The organism is Moorena sp. SIO4A1 (assembly GCF_010672065.1).
Classification (GTDB): Bacteria; Cyanobacteriota; Cyanobacteriia; order Cyanobacteriales; family Coleofasciculaceae; genus Moorena.
This window is the reverse complement of record NZ_JAAHHX010001066.1, coordinates 1-1,033: the sequence shown is the minus strand read 5'-3', so window position 1 is coordinate 1,033 and position 1,033 is coordinate 1. Positions and strand designations below refer to the sequence as shown.

Genomic DNA, 1,033 nt, shown 5'->3' with positions numbered 1-1,033 from the left:
ATAACATTGCGTGCTAAGCTTCATTCCCAACACGACACTCTTCCGATCTGCAAGTAGTAGCCATTGAACAACCTTCAAATACAGACAAAAAAATAAATTTAAAAGAATTAACAACTGATCAATTAGTTAATAAAGGTTTTTTTGATAGAGAGCATCCTGCAGAATCAAGAGGAATTTTGTTAATAAATTTTAGTATTGGCATTAATAAAAATTTTAAGTTAGAAGATCAAGACAAGCTTAAAAATGTGAGAATAAATTTATATGAAGAATTATATTTAATACTTAAAAAATCTAAAATTAAAGATACTTATTTGAATAAGTTACTTAAGGTTAGGATTGTAAATTATATAGATAAGAAATATGAAAATAAAGATAGAGATAGGCTTTATATAGAAATTTTACTTAATACAATAAGAAATACCAAAATTACCACCTTGTGCAGATGTTTGATTCAGGGGAATAACTTATACATTGCTGCTGATTCTTATGCTCTAGGAAGACTAAATAAAACTCAATTAATATTGAACTTAATCATTTTATTATTAATTATATTAATACCATCACTTTTTAATATTTTTGTAATATCAATCATTTTAGCAATATTATACTTGCTTTTGTTCTGGATTAAATTCTTTCGAGCATTATCTCAAAAAGAGTCTTTTTTATCTGCACTAAGAATAAATTTTCATAAAAATCTTAGTAGTAATGATTTTGACTTAGATGATTCTTTTATGCATTTAAAAACTATAATGCCACTGATAATTTCTGCTATCCAAGAAGTTCTCGAAAAAAATAAGATGCTAGAACCAGATTTAAAGCAATATCTAGATCAAACTCTAAAAAATATTAGTAGTCAAACAATTAATATAAATACACAAGGTGGTAGTATTATTGGAGCAATCCTTGGAGGTAAAAATAATGCAATTAATAACTAATAAAAAACTATAAATAAATTTTAAGTATAAATAAGGGATGAATAGCATGGAATCAAATATAAACATTAACACTGGTGGCGGTAACCTTGATGGTAACA

General features: G+C 25.5%; 1 protein-coding gene. It reads left to right on the top strand.

The features are described 5' to 3' along the window. Positions 1-176: 176 nt before the first annotated feature. Positions 177-935 (top strand): hypothetical protein, encoded by a 759-nt coding sequence (locus F6K53_RS45305; protein ID WP_293087748.1) that lies wholly within the window; start codon positions 177-179, stop codon positions 933-935. The last annotated feature ends 98 nt before the right edge of the window (positions 936-1,033 follow it).